This window comes from Novosphingobium sp. CF614 (assembly GCF_900113255.1).
Classification (GTDB): domain Bacteria; phylum Pseudomonadota; class Alphaproteobacteria; order Sphingomonadales; family Sphingomonadaceae; genus Novosphingobium.
This window is the reverse complement of sequence record NZ_FOOR01000014.1, coordinates 44271-66256: the sequence shown is the minus strand read 5'-3', so window position 1 is coordinate 66256 and position 21986 is coordinate 44271. Positions and strand designations below refer to the sequence as shown.

The window sequence follows — 21986 nt, the reverse complement described above, 5'->3', positions numbered from 1 at the left end:
TGAGGCGTCGTTCAGGCGGGCATGGGGATCTTGCCGGGCGTGACGCCTTCGCTGCGCAGCCGCTCGGCAAGGAGGGCTGGGCTGGGATGATCGAATATCGCACTCGGCGCGACCGCCATCTCCAGGCGTTTGCGAAGTCGGGCCGCCAGCTTGATCACGATCAGCGAATGTGCGCCCAGATCGAAGATGTTGTCCTCACGCCCGACCCGGACCGTTCGCAGCAGGTCCGACACCAGTTCGATAATGAGTGCCTCCAGCGGATCGGCGCTAGCTCCGGCAGGTGTACTGTCCAAGGGATGACTGTCCGTCATCGGCCTGGCCTTGAGTGCTTCGCGGTCGATCTTGCCGTTTGCAAGCCGCGGAAGGTCCGGCAGGGTCAGGATGGCGGAGGGCACGGCGGCTTCCGGCAATCTGCCGCGCACCTTCTCGCCGATCATTTTTGGGTCCGTCACACATCCCTGGCGCGCGACGACATAGGCGACGAGTTGGCGCGCATCCTCTTCGCCCTGGAGGATCGTCGCGGCCTGTGCGATTTCAGGCAGGTCCAGCAGCGCTGCCTCCACTTCGGCCAGTTCGATGCGAAAGCCGCGTATCTTCACCTGATCGTCGGTGCGGCCCACGAGCGACAGCGAGCCATCTCGGTTGAGGCGGGCAAGGTCACCGGTCCGGTAGAGGCGCTCCCCCGGCCTCTCGGGATCGTCGAGGAAGGCGCAATTCGCTGGCTGGCCCAGATATCCGCGTGCGACTTGCGGTCCGCCGATATAGACTTCGCCGACATCCCCGACAGGCGTGCGCGTGAAATCGGGCGCACGCAGCAGGATCCGGCATCCGGGAAGTGGCTGGTCGAGTGGCGGGGCGTTGTAAGACGCCGGCGCTGCCGGAACACGGTGGATCATCGCGCCCACTGTGGTTTCGGTCGGTCCGTAGTGGTTGAATATCCGCGCTTCGGGCGACCGGCGCCGGATATCGTCCACCAATCGCCGGGGCAGCGGTTCCCCACCCAGAATGATCGTCGCCGGCAGGAGGGACTCGGACCCTTCGAGAAGCGCGGCGAGATGGGAGGGGGAGATCTTGATGCAGTCCACTGCCCGCTCCGTGATGAATGAAGCGAAAGCCTGGCCGTCCGCCATGTCTTCGTTGCCGGCGACAATCAGCGTTGCGCCGACCGCGAGCGATCCGAAGAGGGTCGTGTGGCCGAGATCTGCGGCCACTGTCGAGCTGAGCGCGAAGCGGCTGCACTGCGCGAGGCCGAGTGCGTCCCGCGCGGCCGCGACATAGCTGGCAAGCTGTGCATGCTCCACGATGACCCCCTTGGGCGTGCCGGTGGAGCCGGAAGTGAACAGGATATATGCCGCGCCCATCATGCTTGGAGAGGGTAGCGGGATGGGGTCGAGCGGTGTGTCGTGCCCGAGCATGACGTCAACCGCCGCCTCATTCCAGATGAAAGCCGGGGCGGCCTGTTCGATGATCGTGGCGCGCCGCGCCTCCGGCCAGTCCGGATCGATCGGCACGAAGGTCGCGCCTGCCCGCAGGACGGCATGGAGCGCCAAAACGAGACAGGGTGAACGCGGCATGACGAGGGCCACCCGGTCACCCGCGCGTATGCCCTTTGCTATGAGATGGCAGGCGAGGCGGCGCGTCTGCTCTTCCAGATCGCCGTAAGTCCATACCGTCCCGCGATGCTCCAGGGCCGAGGCTAGCGGCCTCTGCAATGCCCATCGTACCAGCAGGTCGGGAATCATCTCCACGCCCCGCACGGGCCCGGGCGAGGCGAGGGCCTCGTGCAGCGCCTGCTCTGTCCCGGTCAGGCGGGGCAGGGCGCTCGGCGATGTGTCCTGATAGTCCGGCGGTGTGTTCATCCAGCATTCTCCTCTGAGGCAAACACAAGCTCCGAACGGCTCACGAGTCCGGCCATGGCGACCAGAACGCGCCGCCTGCCCTCGAAGGGATCGCGCGCATGGGCAGTCATCATGTTGTCCACCATCAGCGTGTCGCCGCGCTGCCAGGTAAAGCGGACGGCGCAGTCTTCGTACGTGGTGCCGATGAGGGCCATGATCTCGTCCGGAATGGGCGCGCCGTCGCCGAACAGGACGTTGCGCGGGAAGCGCTCGATGCCGGCGATTTCGAGCAGGTCGGATCGTATCTCCGGATCGAGGCAATGGGGGTGATGGAGCTGCACCTGGTTGAAGAAGCTCGTCTCGCCGGTCAGGGGATGGCGGATGACGGCCGGTGCCCACAGGCGGGTCTGGAGCGTCTCATCGTCGAGCCAGCGGCAGTCCATGCCTTCGCGCGCGCAGCGGTCATTGATGACCTCGCGATTGTCGGTACGGAAAAAGTCGCGCCAGCCCACGTCCAGATGCGGGATGAAAGTGCGCACGTAGAGGAGGCCGCGCCGCTCGAACTGCGCGACAACGTCCGCAGGCAAACGGCGGAGCATTTCCCGGCAATCGACGATGGGCGTGCACCCGCCAGAGACCGCCGTTTCCTCCGCGAAGAACCATTGCTTGCGGGGCCAGCGGTCGAGATGTGAGCTTTCGTTGTGGAACAGGATCATTTCCTGTTCTGGATAGGGCGTGGAGTTGTAGAGTCCCTCCGCGTCCTTGTTTGGCGGCAGGTCGCCATAGGCGCCGTAGAGCCCGTCCGGCTGCATCGCGTCGGCAAAGGCCCTGAAAGCGTGCGCACCCGGAAGATCGAAGCCCCGAAACAATACGGCGCCATGTTTTAAAAGCAGGGCTGCGATGAGCGCTTGGTTGTCGTGAGCCCAACTCGCGGGATCGATATCCGGCTCCGAGGGAGAAAGGACGATCGGCATGGTGGCGCCATCCGCCAACAGGGTTTGGCTTACTGTGGCGCGGGCAGGGCCGCTGAGTGCCTTCTTGCCCAACATGCTGAGCTTCGATGCCATCATGTCCGGGGGCGATGAGGGGCCGTCCATGGACTTTGCCTCCGTTTTGCTTCCAAGGGCGGGAAGAGTCTGTCCGGCCACGGCTGTCTGGTCGGGATCGGTCATGGCTCTCTCGATGATGGCGATCCAGCGCGCATGCAGACGCCGGATCGTCTCTGTGTCGTAGAGGGATGTCGCGAACACCCAGTCCGCGATCATCGGTGCCGCCTCCGTCGAACCGGCGCGCGCCGGCTCGACGAACAGGGCGATGTCGAATTTCGAATGGCGTTCGGCTGGTGGAAGCTGGCGGATGGTGCAGTCATCGAGATGCAGCGCCCCGCCGGGCACGTTCTGCATCACGAACAGATGCTGGACCAGCGGATTGCGGGAACGGTCCTTTGCGGCCCCGGACACGTCCACGATCCGTTCGAACGGCAAGATGTCATGCTCGAGGACGTCAAGCGCGGTCCGCCGTGTCCGGTCGAGAAGATCGTTGAAGCTGTTCTCGGGAGCTGCGCGAGAGCGGAACGGCACGACATTGACAAAGAAACCGATCAGCTCTTCCAGTTCGGGTGTAGAACGCCCTGCCGTGTCGGTGCCGACGATCAGTTCATCATACGCGCTCTCCTCGTGCAGCAGGACCAGGAAGAGCGTCAGCAACGCCATGAATGGCGTCGCGCCCCGTGACCTTCCCCAATTCTCGACCTGGGAGGCCAGATCGCCCGGTATTTCGAACTGCAGCGAGCCACCTGTAGTCGAGGCTATGGCGGGGCGGGGACGATCGGTCGGCAGGGAGAGCACCGAAGGCGCTCCGCGAAGGTACTCGCGCCAGAAATTCTGCTCCGCTTCCAGCCTTGCGCCGGCCAGCAGTCGGTGCTGCCAGGCCGCATAGTCGGCGTATTGCACGGCAAGGGGTTGCCACGTAGGGGCCTCTCCGGCACGCGCGGCGCGGTAGGCAGCGGCCAGATCGCGGGCGAGAACGCCTACCGACCAACCATCGGCAACGATATGATGCATCGCGATGGGCATGTGCCAGGTCTGCGCGTCGAGGCGGATCAGTTCGGCGCGCACGAGCGGACCTGACGCCAGATCGAACGGCCGGGCGGCATGGCTGGCCGCCAGGCGTTGCGCTTGGGCCTCCCGCTCCGCTTCGGGAAATCCCGTCAGGTCGTGCAGCGGGATGTCCAGCATCAATGAGGGCGCGACGACGGTGACGGGGTCGCCATCGTCATTCTCCGGATAACATGTCCGCAGGATCTCGTGCCGCGCGACAATCGCATTGAGCGCGGACTGGGTGGCGGCCGGATCGAGTTCGCCGATGATCTCGAAAGAGGCTGCCATGGCGTAGGCGCTTCCTGCCTGGCCCAGTCGATCGATCAGCCATAGCCGGTGCTGCAGCGGCGCGATCGGCATGGTTGCCGCGCGGGGGAGCGGTTGGAGCGCCAGCGTTCCGGTGCTGTCGGGGCCGCATTCGTCCAGAAACGCGGCAAGGGTTTTGAGATCGGGCCGATCGAATATCGCGCACAGGGGCAGCGCGTGCCACCCTTCCCGCCGCAGCCGCGAAACGAGCCGCGCAGCAGTAAGCGAATGGCCGCCCATTGCGAAGAAATTGGCCGCGCGGTCGGCCACGCCTGTCCCCAGCAGCTCTTGCCAATGGGTCGCCAGCCGGAGCTCGGTCGGCGTCACGGGCGGCTCGGCACTTGGCCGGATACCGGCATCCCCGGGCGAGGGCAGCGCCTTGCGGTCGAGCTTCCCATTGGCGTTGAGCGGCCAGTCGGACAACATGACCCAGAAGTCGGGAATCATGTAATGCGGTAACAGCGCAGCGAGATACGACTTCAACGTGCTGGTGACGGCTTGTTGGGCGTCCTCGCCGGCAATCGTTGCGGCCGGTTGCCACCATACCGCAAGTCGGCCGTCATGCGCCATGGCAACGGCGCGAGCCACGGCGTCATGGCGCTCCAGCCATGTCTCGATCTCGCCGGCCTCGATCCGGTGTCCGCGCACCTTGATCTGGAAGTCGCGCCTGCCGGCCCACTCCAGCAGGCCTTCGCTGGTCCAGCGGCCGAGGTCGCCGGTGCGATAGAGGCGTGACCCGGCCGGGCCGTCGGGATCGGGCAGGAACGACGCGGCCGTTAGGCGCGGGTTTCCGGCATAGCCACGCCCTACGCCGATACCGCTGACCACGATCTCCCCCGTCACGCCGATGGGTGCGGGGTGTAGGGCTTCGTCCATGACGCGCACTACGGCCCCTTGCGTGGGACGGCCGATCGGCACGGGATGCCGGATGGCTTCGGCGCTTTCGATGGCGTGGAACGCGACGTCGTCGGCGCATTCTGCGGGGCCATAGGCGTTCATCAGCCGGCAGGCAGGGAAGGCGGCGAACCAGCGCCGCGCATCGGCAGATGAAAGCGCCTCGCCTGTGGGAAGAGTCCAGCGCAGCCGGGTTAGCGAGCCGCCGGCCGGATCGCTCGCTTCGACAAGCGCACGCATCAGTGAGGGCACCGGCTCGAAGATGGTCGCTCCGCTCCGCTCCAGGGTCGCGATAAGGCTGTCCGGATCGCGGACGGTGCTGTCGGCGATAATTTCCGTACAGGCGCCTATCAACGGCGCCATCAGCGTCTGCCAGACCGATATGTCGAAGCAGGAGGGCGCGGTCTGCGCGATGACGTCGTCCGCCCCGAGACCCAGCGGGTCGATCTTGGCGAGCATGTTGTTGAGCATGCCGTCGCGCGTGACCATCGCGCCTTTCGGCTCACCGCTCGAACCGGAGGTGAACAGCACATAGGCCAGTTGGTCGCCCCGAGCCGGCGGATCGATGGCGATGCTGGTGCCGTCTGCGCTTTCTCCCTTTGCAGCGAGGTCTTCGGGCGTAAGCGACAGATCCGGGAAGGCGATACCGGATGCGCGCACGACCAGAGGTTGGCCGGCCTGCGTCAGCGCTTTTCTCCAGCGTGCGGGTGGGTGGCTGGGGTCGAGGGGCATCCATGCGCATCCCGCCCGCTGCGTCGCGATCATGAGGCAGAACAGGTCGATGCCTCTAGGCAAGAGGAGGGCGATGGGTTCGTCCGGCCGGACGCCCGCAGCGATAAGGCCGCGAGCGAACATCGCCGAGCGGTGCCACATCTCGCGGTAGGTCAGCGAGTGTTCCTCATGGCGCACCGCGATACGATCAGGGTGTACCTCGACATTTGCGGCCACTCGTTCAACCCAGTCGGGCTGCAAGTCGTAGAACGGTGGATTGCCGCTCCAATCGGCCAGCAGCCGTGTCTCGGCCTCTCCCATGGACACGATGGTATCGATGGGCGTCGCGCCATCATTTGCCATGGCCAGCAGGGCGGTCCGGAATCCTTCGGCGAGACGGTGCAGCGCCTCGGCTTCCCATCCCTTCGCATCGATTGCGATACTGAGTGTCTCGCCGGGAAACACCTCGACGGTCAGGCCGTAGTGGGTCCGTTCGACATTGTCGCGTTGCCGCAAGGACAGGGCGCCCACCTGCCGGCTGCGGCCCTCCAGTTTGGGCAGGTTCTGGAATACCAGGATAGTGTCGAACTGGACGGCCCGTGGATCGATCCGGCCAACGTCGACGAGCGGCATATGTTCATGATCGCGCATCGCGGCACTGCTCGTCTGCAAGTCCGTAAGATAGGCCTGGAGATCGCGCGGTCCTCGCCCCTTCGCAGAGCTGTCCAGTCGCACGCGCAGCGGCAGGGTATTGATGAACGGACCGATCATGGCATCGGCACCAGGAAGGCCGGCCGGGCGCCCGGAAGAGGTGACGCCGAAGATCACGTCGCGCCTGCCGGAGCGGGCCGAGAGGGTCAGTGCCCAGGCTCCCTGCGCCAAAGTGTTGAGCGTCACCTTGTGCCGCTGCGCCGCCTCGACCAGCCGGACTGTTTCCGTGCGGTCCAGCACGATCTCCCGAGAGAGATGCGGCGGGGCTTCGCCCGGCGAGGCATGGTCTTCCGGCGTGATGGACAGGCCCGGGTCATCCAGGTTGTCCAGCACCTCCTTCCAATAGGCGGTCGCCGCGTCGCGATCCTGCCGCGCGAGCCAGGCGAGATGGTCTCGGAACGGCCGGCGCTCCGCGAGTACCGGCTGTACGGATGCGATTTTGGCGCGATAGCGCTCCAGCATCTCGTCCAGCAGCAGTATGGAGCACCAGCCATCGACGATCAGGTGATGGCGGGTCCAGACAAGCGTCCACCGGTTTTCCGCCATGTGGACAAGGATCAGGCGGGTCAGCGGGGGTGTGTCGAGCGCGAAGCCAGTCTCGCGATCCTCCTCCAGATGCTGATCCAGTTTTGTGTGCCGATCGGCTTCGCTCTGGTCGTACCAATCGAGAACCCGGACGCTTCCCCGCAGCGCATCCGCGGTCATGGGATGAACCATCTGAAACGGAATGTCGCGCCCATCCCGGCGAAAACTTGTCCGCATGACGGCATGGGCAGCCATCGTCTCGCACCAGGCCGTGACGAAATGGCCCGCTTCGAATGGGCCTTCCAGATCCAGTACGAGCTGATTGATGTAGGAGCCGCTGCCTTGTTCCCGCAGGCCGTGGAACAGCAAGCCTTCCTGAAGCGGTGTGAGTGGATAGGCGTCTTCTGCCCCCTCGGCCTTAATTGCGGCAATTTCCTCATCGTCGAGGGCGGCGAGCGATAACGGTGCTGCGGCGGTGCTCTTCTCTCCCTGCGCGGCCGTTTCAGGCACAGCCTCCTTGGGAAGGCTGGCGGCGATCGCGCGCAGGGTTCGCTTGTCGAAGAAGAGCCGGGGAGTAAGGGCAAGCCCCGCTGGCCGGGCCTTGGCGATGATCTGGAGGGCGAGAATGGAGTCGCCGCCGATGGCGAAGAAATCATCCTCCGGCCCAACCGCCTCCACGCTGAGCGTCTCGCGCCACAGCGCGGCGATTTGTTCCTCCAGCGGCGAGAGAGGCTCGGTTGGGCGTGGTTCTCCCGCCACGGAGGAAGGATCGGGCAATGCCTTGCGGTCTATCTTGCCGTTGGGAAGGCGAGGCAGGCTATCCAGCGCCACAAGGTGGCTGACCACCATGGCGTCCGGAAGTTCGTCGGCCATGGCGGCGAGCAACTCGGCCGTATCGAGCCCGGCCGGAGCGACGAAGCCGATGAGGCGCAGCGGACCCATTCCGCCGATTCCACCTGGCCGGACTACGACGGTCGCTTCCCTGACGCGGGGCTGACGACAGAGCCATGCTTCCACTTCGCCCGGCTCTACCCGAAAGCCCCTGATCTTCACCTGATCGTCGATCCGCCCGAGGAACAGGAGCTTCCCGTCGGACGTGAGTCTGACTCGATCTCCACTACGGTACAGGCGGCGGCCGGGCGATGTGGGGTCGGGCAGGAACCGCTCTGCCGTTGCCGCTGGGCTGTGCAGGTATCCGGCGGACACACCGTCCCCCCCGATCACGAGTTCTCCGGCCACTCCGATGGGAACGGGTCGCATATGGGCGTCGACGATGGCCACATGGTTACCGGGAAGGGGCGATCCGAGCGGAATAGCGCCGGCCGCATCGACCCCGATTTCTCCCGCAAGGCAACCCACGGTGGTCTCGGTGGGGCCATAATGGTTGAGGATCCGGCAATCGGGCGCCAGTCTGCTAACCTCTTCGACGAGCGTTGCGGCGGGAGCCTCACCGCCCAGCACCAGGTATTGGCGTGGCAGCAGACGCGCGGGATCGGGAACCGCCATTAGCGCGGCGAGGTGGGACGGGACGATCTTGAGCACGTCCACCGAATGCCGGCCCAAATGATCGGCTAGCGCGGCGGGATCGTCGGCCAGTTCGTCGTCCAGGATATGGAGCGCATGGCCGCCGAGCAACGCACCGAACCATGCCGTGAAACCCAGATCCGCCGCCGGCGAAGCAAGCGTCGCGAAACGGGCTGGCGGTGTCGGCCGTAGTCTGTCCAGGAGCCCGTCGACGTAGTGCAGCAGATTGCCCTGGGTGACCGATACGGCTTTCGGCCTACCTGTGGAGCCGGACGTGTAGATGACATAGGCGCCGTATTCGTGACGTGGGGCGAGGAGCGTGGGCAGACGCAGGCAGGAGAATAAAGAGGAATCACCAAGTGGGTTGGCGCTTATGTCGATCCACTTCATGCCTTCCATGCCGGCCGGGGGCATGGGGCCTTGGCCGACTACCGCGGTTGCCCGCGCATCCGCGGCCAGCATCACTTTGCGCGCGGCAGGCTGCGCCGGGTCCAGGCATAGGAAAGCCCCACCCGCCTTCCAGGCCGCGACCATGGCGACGGCCATCGAAACGCTTCGCGGCAGATGGAGCGCAACGACATCACCCGGTCGGCAACCTGCGGCGACGAGTTCCTGGGCGAAGCGGGATGCCCGCTCGTTTACTTCGCCGTAGGTCAGATGCCCGAACCGATCCTCCACGGCCACTTCGCTCGGCTGCCGTGCCGTCAAAGCCTCGAACCGGCCGAGCGCCGTCTGCTGATCCTTCGGCACCGGCACCGAGGCCAGTATCGATTGGTCCATGGGATCGGCGGGGAGCGCCGCGATAGGCAACTCCGGTGCGTCGATGATCCGCATGAGCGCGTAAAGCAGGCCGGCCCGCATGCGCTGCGCCGTCTGCGGTGAGAAGCACCTTGGATCGTGGCGCCATTGACCAATGATCGTGTGACCGTGATCGACCCAGCGAAGGTTGATTTCCTGCGCCGCACCACGCTGATTGGCGAACATCTCGACAGGCATGACGCGGCGGATGGCCTTGCGCTCCCCGATCGGCACGAAGGTCGTCATATGGCGCGGTTGAAACCGGTCTTCGCCGGAAAGCGTGGCTATACGGCCGCTGGGAAGATGCCGGTTCCGCAGCATTGTCATCAGGTTGCGATGTGCAGCACGCGCCAGATCGGCGCCGCTTGGATTTCCCGTGAAATCGGCGGTCCAGGGAAGGGTGTTCAGCGTATAGCCGATCATGTCGCGCTCGGCCGCGCCGCTGCGGCCCGATACTGGCGTTCCGATCAGGAACCGGTCCTGTCCGCTCCAGCGGTGCAGGAAAAGCTGATAGGCGGCAGTCAGTAGCGGAAAGAGGCCGACGCCCAACCGTTTCGCCGTTTCGCGCACTTTGTCCGCCAGGACGGGGTCGAGGGCTATGTCCGTCTCTTCGGCCATGGCGATTGTCGCGTCGGGAAGGGGATCGCGAAACAATGCCGGTGAGCCGCCCGCCCCGGTGAGGTAGCCGCGCCAGTAATCCTCCTGCCCGGTCCGGTTCTGCGATCGTTCGGCCGCGCGCTGGCGAGCAACCCAGCGCCAGTATTTTCCGCGTTCTCCGGGGGACGCGCAGTTGCCGTCGCGTTGAGCCTCGTAGAGTGCGAAGGCTCTTTCGCAGAGCATCTCCACCGAAACGAAATCACCGGCGATATGGTGGACGGCCGTGACGATATGGCTCTGTGGTGGAAAGTCGGCGCCGCCTTCCTCTACAAGGATGCGCACGCGGCAGCATACGCCGGTTTCCAGTGCAAAGGGTGCATCAATGGCGTTTTCCAGCCAGCGCATGCGATCCGCTTCCGAAAAGGGCGGCTTCGTGGTGATGGTGATATCGGGCGCGAAACCCGGGTCGCAGACCATGTGGACCCGACCGGTCCCATCTTCCCTGTAAGCAGCGTGGAGCGCCTCATGCCCACGGATCACGGCGCGGAATGCCGCAGCGAGGGCAAGTGGGTCCACATCGTCCGCGAGCCGCCCGCCCAGCACCATGTGGTAGCTGGGGTCTTCCGGTGCCAGGCGATAGGCGGCCCAGATCGGGTGCTGCAGCTCGCTGATCTCCATGCTCGTCTGGCCCGGGGCGGAACCGATTCGTTCTGCTTCGGGCGGCAGTGCGCGACGGGCGGCGCTTGAAGGCGTCAGATCGTCCATGGCGGGGATCCTCAAAAACGAATGTGTCAGGAAGGCAGGATCGCGGAGCGCACAGGATCGGCCATGGCGACCACGATGCGGCGGCTACCGGAAAAGGGCTCGCGGCCATGCGCAGTCTGCATATTGTCGAGCATCAGGATGTCACCGGAGCGCCACGGAAAGGACAGGGCGCATCGATCCAGCACATGGCGGATATGGCTCATGGCCTGCTCGGAGATGTCGGTGCCATCGCCGAAACGGACGTGACGCGGCAATGCATCGGTCGCGCCGACGATGGTCAAGAGCGTTTCCCTGACGGCTTCCGGAAGATTGGAGGGATGGAATAGATGGGCTTGGTTGAACCAGACCCAGTCGTCTGTCGCCGGGTGGCGGGCCACGGCCTGGCAGGTCTGCCGCGTCCGCAGTTCCCCGTCCGCTTTCCATTCGCAGGCGATGCGATTTTCCAGGCAGTAGCGTTCGACTGCACCCCGATCCCTGGTGCCAAAGGCTTCTTGCCAGGGCAGGTCCAGCCCGTTGCCGTAGTTGCGGGTGTAGGTCAGACCCTTGGCCGCGAATTCTTCCCGGACCGCGCGGTCGATCATTGCGAAAATCCGTCGACTGTCGGCGATGGGCGTCGCTCCGCCACCGTCCGGAGCTACCGCGCAATGAAACCAGATCCGCCGCGGCCAGGTCAGGGTGTAGGACTGTTCGTTGTGCAGCGGGATCGTCTGATGTGCCGGGTATTCAGTTGAAGTGTATATGCCCTCGCCGACAGACTTGCGCGGAGTGGATGCGAAATCATATCCGATCAGAGGAGAGCCGAAGGAGCTTGCGAATGCGCGAAACAGCGCTTCGTCCGGCGGCGCGCAGTTCCTGAAGAGCAAGGCGCCGGCCTGGGGAAGATGCGCGGCGGCGAGCGCATGGGCTGACGTCCACAGGTCACGCCAGTCCGATGCGCAAGACGTTTGTCCGGTGCGGGGTGCGATCAGCAGCGCGGTCGAATCTCCACCAAAAAGAGGCGCGATTTCGAGAACGCGGTCGGCGTGTTCGGTGGCCAGGCTCATTCAGATGTTTTCCATTTTTCCGATGCTCGCATGGATAGCCATAAATGCTAATGCGAGTCACTATTAAAAAAGGTGTTGACGCCGTATTGCCCTGGCGGCAGTCTTGCGGTTGCACCGTTCAGCCCGGTGATTTTCCATAACCTATTGCAAAATATCCATAAATCTACGACCATCGCTGCGAATCAGATAATGAGTCTGATTATCAATTGCAATAATGTGATTGTGAGAAGGAATAATCCACATGAGTTGGGACGATCCGAACACGCGTTTTGTCGTCGTCGTAAACGGAGAAGAACAATATTCGATCTGGCCTGAATCGCGCGCGCTCCCCGCAGGATGGCGGGAAGTCGGCGCTTCGGGCACGCGCGAGGCATGCCTGTCTCATATCGAACAGGTCTGGACGGATATGCGTCCTCTAAGTCTGCGTCACGCGCTTGACGGGGCGAGTGCCGGCTGAGGCCGCACTCCTTTCGACACCATCAACGGGAGCATGCGATGAACATCGCTTCAGGTGCGTTCGCGCTCGATTTTTTTCGCGCCCAGCCACCGATTCATTTGCGGCCGGATCCCATCCTATCGCGGCAGGAACAGCGCGAATCCAGTGCGCGATCCTACCCGCGCCGTATTCCGCTGGTGCTGAGTGAGGCTCGCGGCATCTATGTGCGCGATGCGGCGGGGCAACTCTATATCGATTGCCTGGCTGGCGCGGGTACCCTGGCGCTGGGACATAACCACCCTGCGGTGATCGCGGCGCTGCGTGATGCGGTCGATTCGGGTGCCCCCCTGCTCACTCTTGACTTGCCTACGCGGCTCAAGGATGCGTTCGTGGAGGCTCTCTTCGCGAGCCTGCCCGCCGGCCTGCGACAGGGCAGGATCCAGTTCTGCGGCCCGTCCGGCTCCGACGCCGTGGAGGCAGCATTGAAGCTGGTGCGCACGGCTACCGGACGCCGGGCGGTCGTGGGTTTTTCCGGTGCCTATCACGGCATGACCGCCGGCGCTCTGTCGTTGATGGGCAATCTGGCCGTTCGGCAGCCCCTGGGCGGAGCCATGGGGGACGCGCACATCATGCCGTATCCCTATGAATTCCGTTGCCCGTTCGGGCTCGGCGGGGAGCGCGCGATCGATGTGCATCTGCATCTGCTGGATCAGGTGCTCAACGATCCCGAGTCCGGCGTTCCGGCACCGGCGGCGGTCCTTCTGGAAGCGGTGCAGGGGGAGGGCGGGGTCATACCGGCGCCGATTCGCTGGCTGCAGGGTGTCCGCCGCCTGACCAGGGCCGCCGGCGTGCCGCTGGTGATCGACGAGATCCAGACGGGTGTGGGACGGACCGGTACTTTCTTCGCGTTCGAACGGGCAGGTATCGAGCCTGATGTCGTTGTCCTTTCCAAGGCGATCGGAGGCGGCTTGCCGATGGCAGTGATAATCTACCGGGAGGATCTGGATCGCTGGGCGCCAGGCGCTCATGCCGGAACATTCCGTGGCAATCAGTTGGCGATGGCAGCGGGGCTGACGACTATCCAGCACGTCCGGGAAGAAGCGCTGCACCTTCATGCGGAGGCGATGGGTCAGCGGCTGGCCGGACATCTGCGCTCTATTCAGGCCGACTGCTCTTTCATTGGCGACGTGCGGGGCAGGGGGCTGATGATCGGCGTGGAAATCGTTGAAGGAGTCGAAACGGCTCCAAGAGTCGGTTCGGGCTTAGGCGCTTCTCCGGGCGACGGGGCCCTGGCTCGGGCCGTGCAGCGGGCTTGTCTTGAACAGGGGCTGATCCTCGAAGTCGGTGGTCGCCACGGTGCCGTGCTCCGGTTCCTGTGTCCGCTGATCGTCACGGCCGATGAGATCGATGAGATTGCCGAGCGGTTCCGCACCGCCATCCGCATGGCCTGCGCCATGCACATCCCCGAAGCTGCGGAGTAAGCCGATGACCTTCGAGCTACCGCAAAACGGGCCCTTCGCGCGGTCGCCGCTCTCCTTCGCGCAGGAACGCCTGTGGATCCTGCATAGGCTGGCACCGCAGGATACGAGTTACAATCTGACGCGCGCCTTCCGACTGCGCGGCACGCTCGACAAAGCCGCGCTGCAAGCTGCCTTGACGGCCCTTGCATGGCGGCACGAGCTGTTGCGCAGCCGCTTTCCCGCGACAGAGAACGGCACGCCCTGTCAGGAGGTGCTGGATCGCCCCGTGCTGCACCTGCAGTGCGAACGGCTCGATGGCGGGCAAGGCTTCGATGACAACGAAGCGGGCATCGCCCGGCGCATCGATGCGGAGGCAGCGCGGCCCTTCGATCTTGCCGCCGAACCGCCCTATCGCGCGCTGCTGCTCGATATCGCGCAGGATGAGGCCGTGCTCGTCCTGTCAATGCACCACATAGTGTCGGACGGAGCATCCAATGCGATACTGGTACGCGACCTGCTCGATGCCTATCGCACGGCAGTGGCCGCACCCGGGCGGGATGCTGCCGAAGTTCTGCCACCGGCCGTCGCGCAATATGCCGACTATGTGAAGGCGCAGCGCGATGCGCTGGGCTCCGGCCGCGTGTCGCAGGCCTTGGACAGGGCAGCCGACCGGCTGGACAAGAACGCGGCGGATGCCAGAACGGTGATCCCCGTTCTGGAAATACCCGTCGATCGGCCGCGCGACGGGCAAAGGACCAGCGCGGGAGACCGGGTGAACTTTCCCCTAAGCGCGGAACTGGCGGAGGGCGTGAAAATCTTCGCCCGTTCCGAGGGGTGTACGCCCTTCATTGTGCTTCTGGCGGCTTGGGCGATACTGCTGGGCCGCTGGTCCGGCCAGGACGACTTCGCCATCGGCGTGCCCAATGCCGGACGCGGAGACGAGGATTTCGAGGATGTCGTCGGTTTCTTCGTTGAAACCGAAGTATATCGGCTGCGGCTACGCACTGGCATGACGGGGCGCGAGTTGATCCAGGCCTTGCGTGCGGATGCCCGGGCGATGCTGGACGATGGGCCGGTGCCCTTTGAGCGGCTGTTGGAACGCTTGCCCGCCGCTGACCGGAGCAATGGGCGCACGCCCGTATTTCAGACGATGGTCAATGTGCAGATGGATGCCAATGCGGCCTTGAGCCTGCCGGGATTGGCTGTCGAGCTGGTCTCGATTCCGGAGCATACCGCAAAGTTCGAGCTCAGCCTTGACGTAACCTATTCGGCATCAGGCGTGCGCTGCTCCATCGAATACGCGACGGACCTGTTCGACCGCACGACGATCGAGGCCATGGGCGCGCAATTCAGAGTGCTGCTCGCATCGATCACGGCGGAGGCCGGGCGCGCGTGGGATGTTTTACCGATGTGGGAGGCGGCGGACAGGCACGTTGCGCTGGTAGGCGGGGCGGGGCCGGAAGTGTCTGTCGATGGTTCGCATGACATGATCGCGATGTTCGAGGGTATGGTAGCGCGCCAACCCGATGCCCTGGCCGCTGTATGCGGGGATGAGAGCATCAGCTACGCCGCATTGAACGCGCGGGCAAACCGCCTTGCCCATGCTTTGCGCAAGGTCGGTGTGGCGGCGGAACGCTTGGTCGGCGTGGCCCTCCCGCGGGGGCTGGACATGATTGCTGCGTTGCTGGCGATCGGCAAGGCGGGTGGTGCCTATCTTCCGCTGGATCCGGCTCAGCCAGAGGCGCGCACCGCGTTGATCCGAAGCCACGCAAAGCCTCTCCTCACGATTGACAGTCCGCTCGACCGTCTTCTTGGCGATGCTGCGGAAGGGGAGGAAGAAAATCCCGCGCGGCCTGCAGATAAACGGCAGCTCGCCTATGTGCTCTATACATCCGGGTCGACTGGGGTTCCCAAAGGCGTCGCGATCGAACGGCATGCCCTTGCCAATTTCCTGGCGGCGATGCGGCAGCTGGTGCCGATGGGACCCGGTGATCGACTGCTGGCGGTGACGACGCTGGGCTTCGACATAGCCGGGCTGGAGTTGTTCCTGCCGCTGGTGTGCGGTGGAACCGTGGTGGTCGCCCCACAGGACGCCGTCGGCGATCCGCTGGCGCTGGCCGACCTGATCCGCCGTCATGACATTAATGTGATGCAGGCCACGCCGGCGAGCTGGCGTCTTCTGCTCGACGGCACCGAGGCGCGCTGGCCGGGCATGCGGGGCCTTTGCGGTGGAGAAGCTCTGGGAGCATCGCTCGCCGCGCGCATGTTGGAACGGGGCATCGATCTCACAAACGTTTACGGCCCAACCGAAACGACGATCTGGTCTTCCGCATTCCAGGTCGATCAGCTCGGCGAGGGCGCGACCGTGCCGATCGGCCAAGCCGTTGCCAATACTCGGCTCTACATACTTGACGGACATATGGAGCCCGTACCGCCGGGCGCCGTCGGCGAACTATGGATCGGTGGTGAGGGGCTGGCGCGCGGCTATGCGGGCGCGCCAGCGTTGACCGCGGCGGCGTTCCTGCCCGATCCTTTTGCCAATCCCGCTGGGGCAGCAGGCACGCGCCTGTACCGGACCGGAGATCGCGTCCGCCGCCGGTCCGATAGTGCGATCGAGTTCCTGGGCCGCCGCGACCACCAGCTCAAGATACGTGGCTTTCGCGTGGAACCGGCGGAAATCGAGGCCGTTCTGGAACGACACCCCGCCGTGTCGCAGGCGGTCGTCGTTCCCCGCAAAGAGGCGGAAGAGGACATGACGCTGGCTGCCTATGTGCTCAGTGCGGCAGAGACGGATTCGACTGCTCTGCGGTCTCATGCAGCCTCTTATCTGCCCTGCTATATGATACCGGCACGGTGGACCGTGCTGGACAGCCTACCGCTGAACGCCAGCGGAAAGATCGACCGGGCGGCTTTGTCCGCCATCCCGCCGGACAAGGCGCTCGCCGCCAAACAAGCTGGTCCGGCCAGCGAGACCGAAGCGCGGCTGCTGGCGCTCTGGCATGACGTGCTGGATCGCACGAGTTTCGGTATGACGGACAATTTCTTCGCGCTGGGCGGCCATTCGCTGCGGCTGGCGCGGCTGCAAACCCGGATACGCAAGGAATTCGGCCACGAACTGCCGCTTCAGATGCTGTTCCGCGCGCCGACCGTGCGCGACATGGCGGCGCTGATCGATGAGCGGGCTCCGGTCGATGCCGCGGGAGATCTCGCCTTCATGCGCAATCTGCTGGAGACGCTATGAGCTTGCTCCTGTCTCTCCTGCGCCAGTTCCGCTGGCGTATTCCGTTGGCGATGCTTCTGGGCGCAGGCGGTGCGGTATCGGGCCTGGCGCTAGTCGCCACAATCAACGCGCTTGTAGCCGGCACCTTGCCGCTCGACACCCATCGGGTACTCCTCATCGCGGCGCTGCTTGCGGCGGTTTTCGTATGCGGCTTCGTGTCGCAATCGATGCTGACCGCCCTTGGCCATCGCGTCGTCAGCGACATGCGGGTCAAGACCGTCAAGCGGATCATGGACACTGATCTGGAGCGGCTGGACGAGATCGGCGCATCTGCTCTCTATGCCACGCTGGCCAAGGACATCGTCGCAGTGGGGCAGGCGTTCAATCGATTGCCATTGCTGTTTGCCAATGCCGTCATGCTGCTCAGCGGCTTCTGTTACCTCGCCTGGCTTTCGCTGCCCCTGTTCGCCTTCAGCGCGGGCCTGATCGGGGCCGCTGTGGCCGTCGCCTACCGATGGGTGCTGCGGATGCGCGGCCTGATGATGGAAGTGCGCGCGACCGACGACCGCCTGATGGAGGCCTATCGTGGTGCGATCGAAGGCCGCCACGAACTGGCGCTGAACGGGTGGCGCAGGCAGATATTCCACCGCGAGGACGTGACCGCGACAGCGGAACATGCCCGGGTAACGGAAACCCGTGCCGATGGCTATTGGGCCTTGAGTCTCAGTTGGACGGCGTTGCTCGTCCTCGGCGTCATGGCGGGTATCTTCATCGTCGGAACAATGCTGGGCCTGCCTTCGGCAAATATCGCGGCTTTCGTGCTGGTGCTGATGTTCCTGCGCATGCCGCTCAACGAACTGGTCGGCACGTTGCCGATCCTGCTGGCGGGTAATGTCGCTCTCGCACGGGTGGAATCGCTGCGGCTGGAAGAGCATCGCAGCGATTTTCATGCATCCGCACGTCCGGTGCTTCCCGGGCGTGCGAACGATCACCGGAAGGAGCATTCTCCTCTGATCGAGCTTCGGGACATCGTGTTCCAGCATTCTCCGGCCAACGGCGAACCAGGCTTTCGTCTGGGGCCCCTCGACCTGTCAATCGAGCGGGGAGAGACGGTCTTCATCGTCGGGGGAAACGGCAGCGGCAAGTCAACGCTGATGTCGATCCTTGCCGGATTGCGCCGGCCCACGAGCGGCAGCATCCGCCTGGCAGGCGAATATGTGACCGACGCGGAGCGGCGCGTGCTGCGGGAACAGATCAGCGCTGTCTTCTCCTTGCCTTTCCTTTTCGACCGCCTGGTTGGCCCGGGCGGAAGGCTCGACGAGACGCTTGCCCAGGCTTTCCTGCGCCGCCTGCGCCTCGACGACAAGGTCTCCATCGAGGACAGCCGCTTGTCCGACATCCAGTTGTCGCAGGGACAGCGCAAGCGCCTCGCCCTCCTCGGTGCACTGGTGGAGGAACGGCCGGTCCTGCTGCTCGACGAGTGGGCCGCGGACCAGGATCCCGTATTCCGCCGCTTTTTCTATGAGGAACTGCTGCCCGAACTGCGCGCGCAAGGACGTACGATCATCGCAGTGAGCCACGACGATCGCTTCTTCCACGTGGCCGACCGTGTCCTGCAATGCGACGCCGGGATCTTGTCGGCATGGCGGGCGGAGGATGTGTCGCATCGCATGGGAGCCGTCCTGTAACGGACGGCGCAGCGTCGATCCTGCGATGAATGCAATCGGCTTTGCCAGCAACCGACCTTGTCAAAGGAACCGAAGAATGAATGACGACGTGCTGGTCACCGCGATGCGTGCGGATATGCCCGACGCGGTGCCATCGCCTGAAGGCGGCTCCCATCCGGACGATCGGGACACGCCCCTGCCCCGGTGGGATGGCGAGCGATTGTCGGTGATCCTGCAAGATGGTGGGGCTCAACGCTGGCGACTGGCCGATCGGTGTGGAGAGCCTGTTCTGATGTTGGAACAGACCCTGCGGGAGCAGGGCTTGGGCACGGACATGAGCGACCGGATCTGCGCCCTGGCGGCGCTGGAGGCGGCACTCGCCCGGGCGGGCAATCCAGCCGATCTGGCAGTGGCGATCGAGGACAGGCTGCGGCACCGGTTGTGGCAGGACGGCGTGATCGCAGCCGAAGAGGGGGCAGGATGGAGGGTCTTCGCGTCGGCCCTCTTTCAGCTTCCGGACCTCTGGCTGCGTCCACTGGGACAATCCGGCAGCGCCTATCCCGCCCGCTACACGGTGACCGAAGGGCGATATCACCCCAGGCGTCCGCCCACCCGGCAGGGTAAGGTCTATGCCCGCCACATCCCCTGGCTTGACAAGACCTTGTCCCTTCGTCTCGTCGATCTCGATCGCGATATCGCGCTCTTCCACCGCTGGCAGAACGATCCGCGTATCGCACCTTTCTGGCTGGAAGAGGGCGATCTCGATTATCATCGTCGCTATCTCCAGGCGCTGCTGGACGATCCTCACGTTATTCCGCTCATTGTCAGCCTCGATAACCGGCCTTTCGGCTATTTCGAGGTCTACTGGGCAAAGGAGAACCGGCTCGGCCCTCACTACGATGCCGATGACTACGATCGCGGCTGGCACGTTCTGATCGGAGAGGAGGACGTGCGAGGGCGCGAGTATATCACGGCCTGGATGCCGTCGATCGTCCACTACATGCTGCTGTCCGATCCCAGGACACGGCGAATCGTGGGTGAACCGGCAGCCAATCATCACCAACAGATCCGCAACCTCGACCGGGGCGGTTTCGCCAAGGTCAAGGAGTTCGATTTTCCCCACAAGCGGGCGCTTCTCGTCTCCCTCTCTCGTGCGCGATTCTTCGCGGAGCGGCTGTGGGTCCCCCGGATCTGAGCAGTTCCCAGCATACCGCGCCCGGCAACCCCGTGCCAGCAGAACAGGAAGGATTCCATCATGACCGATATTACAACTTCGCCCCAAATCTCCGCGCCCCTGGATTGTGTGGGAATCGGATTCGGCCCTTCGAACCTGGCCCTTGCCATTGCCATGCGCGAAGCAGGCAGTCGCCTTGCCTGCCATTTCCTCGAAAAGCGCGAGAGCTTCGTCTGGCACGGCGACATGCTGCTGGATGGCAGCCGGATGCAGATATGCTTTCTCAAGGATCTCGTGTCCATGCGCGATCCCACCAGCCCGTTCAGCTTTCTGAACTACCTCCATGTTCACGGACGATTCGAGGACTTCATCAACACGCGCACGTTTTATCCCAGCCGTCATGAGTTCAACGATTACCTGCGCTGGGCCGCCGGCCATTTCGAGGCGCAATGTACTTACGGTCAGGAAGTTCTGGCAATCGAGCCCGTGTGGGACCACGGCCGTGTCCGGCATGTCCGCGTCCACGCGCGCGACAGGCAGGGGCGGGAGCGGCACTGGCTGGCGAGAAATGCCGTTATCGGTATGGGAGGACGGCCGTGCGTCCCCGAAGCTTTCGCAGGGTTGGAAGAGGTTTCCACCATCATCCATTCGAGCCGCTATCTATCGGCCGTGGACCGGCTGGGCTCGGCCGACCGGGTCGCCGTCATCGGTTTCGGGCAAAGTGCTGCAGAAATCTTTATGGACCTACACAGCCGGGGCGTTGCTGTTGACCTGATTGCCCGGGCCTCGACCTTGCGGCCAGCCGACAGCAGCTCTTTCGTGAATGAAATCTTCAACACGGAATATACCGATTATTTCTATGGAAGACCTCTGGAGGAGCGCAGGCAACTCGTCGGGAATTTCAGCAGCACGAACTATTCCGTCGTCGATCCCGACCTGATCGAAAAGATCTTTGATACCTTTTATCAGCAGCAGGTCGTAAAGGCGGAACGGCACCGGCTCTCGCCCCGGCATGAGGTTCGAGCGGTGCGTGTGGGGGATCAGGGGCGCCGGATCGAACTCAATCTGCACAATCTGGATGATGGATCGCACGAGACGCGCAGCTTCGGCGGTGTCGTGCTGGCGACAGGATACCGGCACGCACCGTCTGCGGCGTTTCTGGAGCCAATGAGGTCCTGCCTCGAATCCATGGTTCCCAACCGGGATTATAGCTTACCTACCGCGCCAGTGTGCGATGCGGGCATATACCTCCAGGGATGCTGCGAAGCCACGCATGGCTTGAGCGATTCATTGCTGTCGGTGCTCCCCATGCGGGCGAGCGAGATTACTGATGCCCTCCATCATGGAATTGAAGCCCAGGCAGAGCGTTCTGTTGCTTATGCTGTCGGGTGAGCAATGGGAAAGGATCGCTGCTGGGCGAGGCCTTACAACCCTCGCTTTCACGGGCGCGGCGCTTGACCATGTGGCCTGGCCGACCGGCGGCGGCGCTGTATTCCTTTTTGCATTGGATGAATGGGAGGCGGTCCACGATGCCGTGACGGACTGTCTCTCAGACGAAGAACTTGCGAAAGCCGATGCGAAGCGCTTCGCGGAAGATCGCATGCGTCGGCGCTTGTCCTTTGGCTTGACGCGCCATGCGTTGTCGCGACTGTTGGGCTGCTTGCCGACCGAGGTGAATATTGTGAGGTCGGGTAAAGGCAAGCCGTTCGTGCCTGAGGCACCTTTTCATTACAACGTTAGCCATAGCCGAGCTGCGCTGGCCGTTGCGGTCGGCCCGCACCCGCTGGGCGTCGATATCGAACCGTTGGAGTCGCTGGAAGATAGCCTTGCGCTTGCGGAACTGTTCTTGCGGGAGCCCGACATCGAAAGGGTCCGCCAACTATCCGGCGATGGCCGGGACCAACTCGTCCGACGCCTCTGGACGGAATGCGAAGCATATCTGAAGGCGAAGGGGCGCGGCATCGACGATGACATGCTAAGGACAATCCGAATCCCCGTCACGTCCTCGTTGACGACGATGCGCGATGAAGGAGATCTTGCTGAAGATGCCATTTGCCACGTCCACTACCTGGGCGTGCGAATGGGCCATCATCTGTCTTTCGCTTTGTCTGGGCAGCGATCTTCCCCTGCTTGGCCGTTGGAAGCCGTCCGATCCAGCACTGCTGCAGCTTGCTCAGAGATCGTGTCCCACGGCGTGGTGTAGCTGGGGTCGTTCCGC

10 protein-coding genes are annotated in these 21986 nt (G+C 64.1%); 7 read left to right on the top strand and 3 right to left on the bottom strand.

Annotated features, from left to right (window positions below; translation table 11 throughout):
- Positions 1-11: 11 nt before the first annotated feature.
- The 3 genes from BM052_RS14305 to BM052_RS14295 are packed head-to-tail and all read right to left on the bottom strand — an operon-like array spanning position 12 to position 11811.
- Positions 12-1859, bottom strand: coding sequence for a non-ribosomal peptide synthetase (locus BM052_RS14305; RefSeq protein WP_091147973.1), 1848 nt, complete (start codon positions 1857-1859; stop codon positions 12-14).
- Positions 1856-10768 carry a non-ribosomal peptide synthetase gene (locus BM052_RS14300; protein WP_091147972.1) on the bottom strand — a complete coding sequence of 2971 codons (8913 nt, stop codon included), beginning with the start codon at positions 10766-10768 and terminating at the stop codon, positions 1856-1858. Before BM052_RS14300 ends, BM052_RS14305 begins: the two co-directional genes overlap by 4 nt.
- A gap of 26 nt (positions 10769-10794) precedes the next feature.
- Positions 10795-11811 carry a TauD/TfdA family dioxygenase gene (locus BM052_RS14295; protein WP_091147970.1) on the bottom strand — a complete coding sequence of 339 codons (1017 nt, stop codon included), beginning with the start codon at positions 11809-11811 and terminating at the stop codon, positions 10795-10797.
- 241 nt (positions 11812-12052) lie between these two features.
- Here BM052_RS14295 and BM052_RS14290 point away from each other — a divergent pair, with 241 nt between their 5' ends.
- The 7 genes from BM052_RS14290 (at position 12053) to BM052_RS14260 (ending at position 21971) form a co-directional block, all read left to right on the top strand.
- Positions 12053-12268 carry an MbtH family protein gene (locus BM052_RS14290; RefSeq protein ID WP_091147968.1) on the top strand — a complete coding sequence of 72 codons (216 nt, stop codon included), beginning with the start codon at positions 12053-12055 and terminating at the stop codon, positions 12266-12268.
- Positions 12269-12306: 38 nt separating this feature from the next.
- Positions 12307-13728 carry a diaminobutyrate--2-oxoglutarate transaminase gene (locus tag BM052_RS14285; RefSeq protein WP_091147966.1) on the top strand — a complete coding sequence of 474 codons (1422 nt, stop codon included), beginning with the start codon at positions 12307-12309 and terminating at the stop codon, positions 13726-13728.
- Between the two features lie 4 nt (positions 13729-13732).
- Positions 13733-16948, top strand: coding sequence for a non-ribosomal peptide synthetase (locus BM052_RS14280; protein ID WP_177198487.1), 3216 nt, complete (start codon positions 13733-13735; stop codon positions 16946-16948).
- Positions 16945-18615 carry a cyclic peptide export ABC transporter gene (locus BM052_RS14275; RefSeq protein ID WP_091147963.1) on the top strand — a complete coding sequence of 557 codons (1671 nt, stop codon included), beginning with the start codon at positions 16945-16947 and terminating at the stop codon, positions 18613-18615. Before BM052_RS14280 ends, BM052_RS14275 begins: the two co-directional genes overlap by 4 nt.
- A 76-nt stretch (positions 18616-18691) precedes the next feature.
- The gene (locus BM052_RS14270) at positions 18692-19789 is read left to right on the top strand and encodes a GNAT family N-acetyltransferase (protein WP_218151559.1); all 1098 of its coding nucleotides are present in this window, start codon (positions 18692-18694) and stop codon (positions 19787-19789) included.
- Positions 19790-19849: 60 nt separating this feature from the next.
- Positions 19850-21160 (top strand): lysine N(6)-hydroxylase/L-ornithine N(5)-oxygenase family protein, encoded by a 1311-nt coding sequence (locus BM052_RS14265; RefSeq protein ID WP_091147961.1) that lies wholly within the window; start codon positions 19850-19852, stop codon positions 21158-21160.
- On the top strand, positions 21099-21971 hold the full coding sequence (locus BM052_RS14260; RefSeq protein WP_091147960.1) for a 4'-phosphopantetheinyl transferase family protein: 873 nt from the start codon (positions 21099-21101) through the stop codon (positions 21969-21971). The genes BM052_RS14265 and BM052_RS14260 overlap by 62 nt, the downstream gene beginning before the upstream one ends.
- The last annotated feature ends 15 nt before the right edge of the window (positions 21972-21986 follow it).